The sequence below is a fragment of the Alphaproteobacteria bacterium genome, from assembly GCA_019746225.1.
Lineage (GTDB): Bacteria > Pseudomonadota > Alphaproteobacteria > Paracaedibacterales > VGCI01 > VGCI01.
The window spans coordinates 92224-99639 of the sequence record JAIESE010000043.1 but is presented as its reverse complement, the minus strand read 5'-3'; the positions used below and the strand labels follow the sequence as shown (position 1 = coordinate 99639).

The 7416-nt window shown below is 40.8% G+C and carries 4 protein-coding genes; all 4 read left to right on the top strand.

What is annotated here, in order from left to right; translation table 11 throughout:
• Positions 1-63 precede the first annotated feature (63 nt).
• The 4 genes from K2Y18_08280 (at position 64) to K2Y18_08265 (ending at position 7367) form a co-directional block, all read left to right on the top strand.
• Entirely contained in the window at positions 64-828 is a 765-nt protein-coding gene (locus K2Y18_08280; GenBank protein MBX9805731.1) for a hypothetical protein, read from the top strand.
• 11 nt (positions 829-839) lie between these two features.
• Positions 840-2618: a hypothetical protein gene (locus K2Y18_08275; protein MBX9805730.1), complete on the top strand. Its 1779-nt coding sequence runs from the start codon at positions 840-842 to the stop codon at positions 2616-2618.
• A gap of 184 nt (positions 2619-2802) precedes the next feature.
• Positions 2803-4107 carry an efflux RND transporter periplasmic adaptor subunit gene (locus K2Y18_08270; protein MBX9805729.1) on the top strand — a complete coding sequence of 435 codons (1305 nt, stop codon included), beginning with the start codon at positions 2803-2805 and terminating at the stop codon, positions 4105-4107.
• A gap of 11 nt (positions 4108-4118) precedes the next feature.
• Positions 4119-7367, top strand: coding sequence for a CusA/CzcA family heavy metal efflux RND transporter (locus tag K2Y18_08265; protein MBX9805728.1), 3249 nt, complete (start codon positions 4119-4121; stop codon positions 7365-7367).
• Positions 7368-7416: the final 49 nt, after the last annotated feature.

The window sequence follows — 7416 nt, the reverse complement described above, 5'->3', positions numbered from 1 at the left end:
AAACGATTTCCATTTTATACCTCCATTAGTTGTTTGGAGGCATCTTAGCATGACGTCACTTATTTGTTAATACCCTCAAATTATTATAGGCGGATAGTACATCTGCATCACGAAAAACAATGGCATATTGGATGGCTTGAGGTAAAGTTTTTGCCGGACTTAAGCGTAGTTCAGGTGACGCTGGATAACAAACTTATACCCGTTATTATGCCGGTCATAAAACGTATCAAAAAAGCTTTCGATCTTACATGTCACCCAGATGAAATTATATCAGCTTTGGGTTCTCTAACAGATGTAAATCCTGGTTTGCGGGTACCTGGAGCTTTTGATGGTTTTGAAATAGCAGTTCAAGCGATTCTTAATCAGCATGGCCCAACTAAAACTGCGTATGAAACACTAGAGAAGTTTGTTGTTTGGTTTGGTGAATCATATTCTACACCTTTTCCTGAGGTGACCCATGCTTTTCCTAACCCCAAGCGTATTGCAGCAGCCACAGTTAAAGAGCTCTCTATCCTGGGTATAACGCGTGTGCAAACCAAAGAAATTATTGCTTTAGCCCAAGCTATTGTGAACAAAAAATTAGTTCTTACGCCAGATGCCGATGTAGAAAGCACCCTAAATCAGCTCAGGACCTTACTGAATAGAGATGAATGCTTAGCTCAGTATGTTGTGATGCGCGCATTGTCTTGGCCTGACGCCTTTCCATTTTCAAATAAAGATTTAATGAAAACTCTGAAGATAAATTCATCCTTAATGGCTCAAAAATCTCTAGTTTCGTGGCAACCTTGGCGATCATATGCCGCAATGCACTTATGGCCAAATTTATGAGGAGAAAGACGATGAAGCAATTACCTATAATAGCTTCTCTTTTATTTATCTTGTTAATAATTTTTCCAGACTGTGCTCGATCCATGGATCTCACTGTTGAAACAGTAGAAATGAAACCCATTTCAAGGATGAGTCGTGTACCAGATGAGATAGAAAAAAGAGAAAGTATTGACGAAAACAGCCACCCTCAAATGAAATCATTAGCTCAACAATTTGATGATATGGTTGAAGATAGAGAGTTTGATGATTATTTAAACAAATTGTCTAATAACGGTTTAGTAACTTCTCTTAAGGAGCACATTAGTTTAGTAAATGGCGAACAAATTATTAAACGCCATGGCAAACGAAAAGCTGCTACATTAATTACGCTTTTTTCAGGTGCCGTGGTCTCAGCTATTGGTTCATTGACATTCTTAGTGGGGGAGCAGTTTCCGGAAGAGTTTGCAAACTTTATCAACATTAGTATTTCAAACAGTACGGCTGATGGCCTTGGAAAGTATCTAGGATGGAGTAATATGGCTGTTGAGACACTTTTTTATACTTGGACGATAAGTGGAATGTTGCCTCCGCTGCGTCCGGAGCTAGCTGCAGCTAGTCTTTTTCATTGCTCCAAAATTTGTTCTTGGTTACCAACTTTAGGAGAATGGGGGTTATCTCTTGCATCTGCTATTCCCCTTACATTGTTAAGTTGGGTAGATCAAGCAACTTCAGAAAGCAACTTTAAATATGTGGTTGTAGGATCTATTGGATTAGTCACATTAGTATCAAATAAGTTCTTTTTGTCCTTGATGCATAGACAAGCTAAAAGTGTGTGGACTTGGTTGTGGGGTCGAAAAAAAACAGAGGAGCCAGAGTCTCCTCCAAATGTCTTAGAAGAAGCTAAGAAAGCATTTGCCGTGTCAACTGTTCGAGCAAATGAAAAACTAAAACACCTATCAAAACCTGAGGTCAAACAACTAATAAGTGCCACAAAAAGCATCTCTCGCTCTGAAGAAGACTCATTAGTTGATCCTTTAGTTAACGAGCGATGGGTAACTTTAACAAATTATATGTTTGCAGATTTATCTTTTGCTCCAGCTAAAGTTAATAAGAAAGCTATTGTGCTTGTACCATCTCTTGCTGTTTTTACAGCCTTTTCTTGGCTGGGGTTAATTGCCACTGTTCCAACAGGGATACAAGCAACTGTAAGCTCTTCAGCAGCTTTACAATACACGTTGATGGTTCTTGCTGGAATACCCCTCATAGAAATTGGGCTATCTGTAGGGGGTTCTTTTGGATTAAAACTCTCTAGAATTGGTGATGGTTATTACTCCTTAAGTGAAGTTCTAACCAATCGAGCAGAGAGATTCTTGGGTTATATCCCGATATCTTTAGCTGGTATAGGCTCTTTTGCGACAACAGCTACCTTAACAATTAGACAATTCAAGTCTACACCTGGAGTAACATGGGCATTATTGCCTTCCGCTGTCCTAGGTATGGATTTAATCAATATTTCTACTGGCATGGAACTTTGGGATGATACTTTAGTGGCTATTAAGTGCGGAATTAACGATGATAAAGCTCTTTTTGTTAGTCACATCAAGTTTTTACAATATTTTCAGAAAAGATTAGATGTTACCCCTGCTAGGGAAGTAGCCGCAATTCTTCTAAAATTAGACCATGTAGTACAGAAAAATATCATGCAATTTGTTCCAAGCATGAGAGATGGGGAGCCTAGCGAATGGCAGCATGCCTTAAGGAAAGCCTTAAGGGAAGAAAGGGAAAAAGAGGTATGTATAAATACACTTTAATATCGCTTCGTTAAAAACAAGCAAGGCTATTGTTTAATCTATGATCAATCGAATTAATTTAACTAAAGGATATGCCTTTAAAGCGTAATCACCCGGAATGGATTGGGTAAGGAAATGTTAACATTTACACCTGTAAAGTAAATATAGGAAAGTGCTTCTTTTAAAGGGCTCAGGGGAAAGATTAATGAATAAAAAGGGCTTTATCAAAGTAGTGCTTATCTCAATTGCTATAGTATTAGGCTTCTACTATATTCCATTCGATTGGAACATTGCTTATAAATTTTTCGGGCAAGAAGAAAATCAAGGGACCGATGATCCAACCAAACTCACGACAGAGAAACCCCATGACAGTCATCATGAGGAAAAGAAGCATGATGAGCATGAAGCCCATGGAGGTTTCAAAGAACATGGCAATCATGAACATGAAGAAGAAAAAATTATCAAATTAAGCCCAGAACAAGTTAAGCGCTTTGGTATTGAAACCCTTAAAATCAACAAAAGTAGTTTTCAACATCGTCTTACCCTACCCGGACATGTTGAGTTGAATGAGAATACTATTACACATGTGGTACCTTCTGTTCCTGGGGTAGCCAAAGAAATTTACAAGGGACTAGGGGAGGTGACAAAGGTAGGGGAACCTCTAGCAACTTTGCAAAGTCGAGATATGGCGGAGGCAAAGTCAGCTTATATTTCAGCTCATAAAGATTTTGCTCTTAAACAAGACCTTTATGAACGTGAGGAATACCTTTGGAAGAAAGGGGTCAAATCTGAAACCCAATTTATCCAAACCCGTAATACGTCTGAAAATGCCAAAGTGAACTTAGAGCAGAAGAAGCAAAAATTACTGGCTCTTGGAATGAATGAAGAGAAAATTCAACAATTACCAGAAGAAAAAGCACCTTTGAATATATATACGATTGACTCTCCTATTGCCGGGAAAGTTATTGAAAGACACATAACGTTGGGGGAAGTCATTTCCGGAGACAAACAAGTTTTTGTTATAGCGAATCTGGATACAGTATGGGTAGAGCTTGCGATACCTGCTGAGGATTTGCAATTCGTAAAGAAAGATCAAAAGGTAGATCTGTTTGCTCATCAAGGTGAAAGCATTCAATCAGGAACTATTATGTATGTTAGCCCTGTCATTAATGATGAGAGTCGCACGGGTAAGGCAATTATTCAATTGGAGAATTCTAAACAGGAATGGCATCCAGGGGACTTTATTACAGCCCAAGTTATTGTCAGCGAACAATCTAGCTATTTAAGTTTGCCAAAATCTGTCATTCAGAAAATAAACGAAAAACCCCATGTTTTTGTAAAAAGAGGAGAAGGCATTTTTGAAGCAAAGCCTATCCAAATAAAAGGATCTGACAAAGGGGAGTTCATCGAAGTTATGAGTGGCGTTCAAGTAGGTGAGGAACTCGTTTCGACTAATACTTTCATCCTTAAAGCAGAGCTTGGCAAAGGTGAAGCCGAGCATACAGATTAGGGGAGGTATGTATGCTTGAAACCATCGTACAATGGGCAACTCAAAATCGGTATCTGGTGTGTTTCCTGACATTTATTGTTGTGGTTCTGGGGATAAGCAGCCTTAAGCACCTTCCGATCGATGCTGTTCCAGACATTACGAATAATCAAGTGCAAATAAACACTTTAGTTTCAGGCTTTTCTCCCTTTGAGATGGAAAAGCAAGTTACTTTTCCCATTGAAACAGCTTTATCAGGTATCCCAGGCTTAGAATCTACGCGGTCTCTTTCACGTAATGGGTTTTCACAAGTCACAGCCGTGTTTAATGACAATGTGGATATTTATTTTGCCCGCCAACAAGTGAATGAAAAATTGATTGAGGCAAAAGATAACCTTCCTCCCAGTACGGATCCTAAAATGGGCGCGATCAGTACTGGGCTCGGTGAAATCTATATGTGGACAATACAATATGCTGATCCTGACAATAGGAAGACTTCCGATGGAGGCCCTGGATTCCAGTCAGATGGCAGTTATTTCACACCCGATGGTCAGCTACTGAAAACTGAAGCTGAGAAAACGGGGTATCTTCGGACAGTTCAGGATTGGATTATAAAGCCTCAACTTCGTACGGTTCCTGGCGTTGCTGGTATTGATTCGATTGGGGGGTATGTCAAACAATATCATGTCCAACCGGATCCCTATAAATTAATTGCCCTTGGCCTTAGTTTCCCAGAAATTCAAGAAGTTCTGGTCAAAAACAATCTAAGCCTGGGGGCTGGCTATATTGAAAGAAATGGAGAGTCACTTATCGTGCGAGCTGATGGCCGTACAGAAAATATTGAGCAAATCCAAAACATTGTCGTTGCTTCTCCCAATGGTACCCCAGTTTATATCAAAGACATTGCGAGTGTCGAAATAGGAAAGGAGCTCAGAACAGGAAGTGCCAGTGAAAACGGTCAAGATGCTGTGGTGGGAACAGCTCTTATGTTAATCGGTGCAAACAGTCGCACAGTTGCCGATGCGGTCGACACAAAGTTTAAAGAAATTATCAAGTCCCTGCCTCCAGGTGTTAAAGCCCAAACAGTTTTAAATCGAACAAAGCTAGTGGATGCCACGATTAACACGGTCAGCAAAAATCTTGCTGAAGGGGCACTGCTTGTTATCGTTATCCTCTTCTTGATGCTGAGGAATTTTCGTGCTGCCCTTATAACGGCTTCGGTAATTCCCATCACCATGCTGATGACATCCATGGGCATGCTCGGTACGCACACAAGTGCCAACCTTATGAGCCTTGGGGCGCTTGATTTCGGGCTATTGGTAGACGGGGCTGTCATTATTATTGAAAACTTCCTAAGGCGTATCAGCGAAAAAGCGCACTCTCTAAAACGGTCACTGACTTTGCAGGAACGCCTTAGGGAAGTCGTTGACTCAACCAAAGAAATGAGCCGCCCTACTCTTTATGGCCAGGCTATCCTGATTCTTGTCTATATTCCGTTGCTCACTTTTTCAGGTGTGGAAGGAAAAATGTTTAAGCCTATGGCGATTACCGTTATCTTGGCGCTGGGATGTGCCTTTATCCTCTCTATTACCTTTATCCCTGCCATGGCGGCTTTATTCATCAAGGGCAGCCATAAGGAGAATAAAGGATTTTTTTTGAAGTTTGCCTCCACTGCTTATGAAAAGTGTCTTGATCTTGCTTTAAGAGTCCCGAAAACACTTCTATTTTTAAGCATTGGTGCTTTTGTGTTTTCTCTTTTTATATTCACAAAACTGGGTCAAGAATTTGTCCCCACCCTTGATGAAAAAGACCTGGCAATGCATGCCATGAGAATACCGAGCACCTCTTTGACCCAATCTCAAAGCATGCAGTTTGAAGTTGAAAAAACTGTTCGCTTATTTAAAGAAGTGGCCTTCGTTTTCTCGAAAACGGGTACGGCAGAAATGGCCTCTGACCCGATGCCACCCAATGTGTCAGATACATTTATTATCTTTAAGCCCAGAATGGAATGGCCAATGCCCGATCTTAAAAAAGAAGACCTCATTAAAAGAATCGAAAACGCTGTTAATCAGGTTATCGGGAATAATTACGAATTTACTCAACCCATCCAAATGCGCTTTAACGAGCTTATTGCTGGGGTGAGAAGTGATGTAGCTGTTAAAGTGAACGGTGATAACTTTGATACTATGAATAAATTGGCCAATCAAATTGCTGGTGTTTTAAGAACCATTCCAGGCGCTGCTGACGTCAAAATTGAACAAACAACTGGTTTACCAGTCCTGGACTTTAAACTCAACCGAGATTATATGGCACGGCTAGGCCTCAATGTAAGTGAAGTTTTAAACGTCATTAGCATTGCTATTGGGGGTCGTGAAGCTGGCGTCGTTTTTGAAGGGGATCGTCGATTTGACATTATTCTAAAAATGCCTGAACAGTTCCGCCAGAACCTAGAAATGATTCAAAACATCCCTATTTTTCTAAAGAAGCCCCTAGAAGAGAAAAATAAAGTCTCAGGTATCTCACAACAAAAAATGGTCTCTATTCCCCTTAAGGAGGTAGCAGAGTTGGTTATTGCTGATGGACCGAATCAGATTAGCCGCGAAAATGGTAAGCGGCGAGTCGTGGTTCAGTCGAATGTTCGTGGAAGCGATATTGCAACGTTTGTGAAGAGTGCAGAGAAGGCAATCTCGAAATCTGTCCAAATTCCTGCGGGTTACTGGCTTGAATGGGGCGGCCAATTTAAGAATCTCATTGAAGCTAAAGAGAAACTTTATTGGGTGGTGCCAGGATGCTTCTTTATGATCTTTATGCTGCTTTTTGCGGCTCTTAATTCTGTGAAAGGGGCATTATTTATTTTTACGGCTGTTCCCCTTGCACTTACCGGTGGTATCTTAAGTCTCTGGTTGAGAGGAATGCCCTTTTCGATTTCAGCAGCCGTTGGTTTCATTGCTCTGTCAGGTATTGCCGTTCTCAATGGCCTTGTGATGGTAACAACAATCAATGAACGACTGAAAAATCAATCTCTCGATAATGCTATCAAAGGAGGAGCGCTGACACGCTTACGCCCCGTTCTCATGACGGCACTTGTAGCATCCTTGGGGTTTGTTCCTATGGCAATTTCTACAGGCACAGGAGCAGAGGTCCAAAAGCCTCTCGCCACAGTCGTCATTGGAGGCCTTATCACCTCAACCTTGTTGACAATGCTTATTATCCCCACACTTTATAAGGTTTTTTCTCGTAAGAGAAATGAAGATTCTGCGGTTGGGAACCCATCTCACAATTAGACGCCTCATTTTCGTCACTACAAGAGCAAAAACACTTGAGGAAAAAATA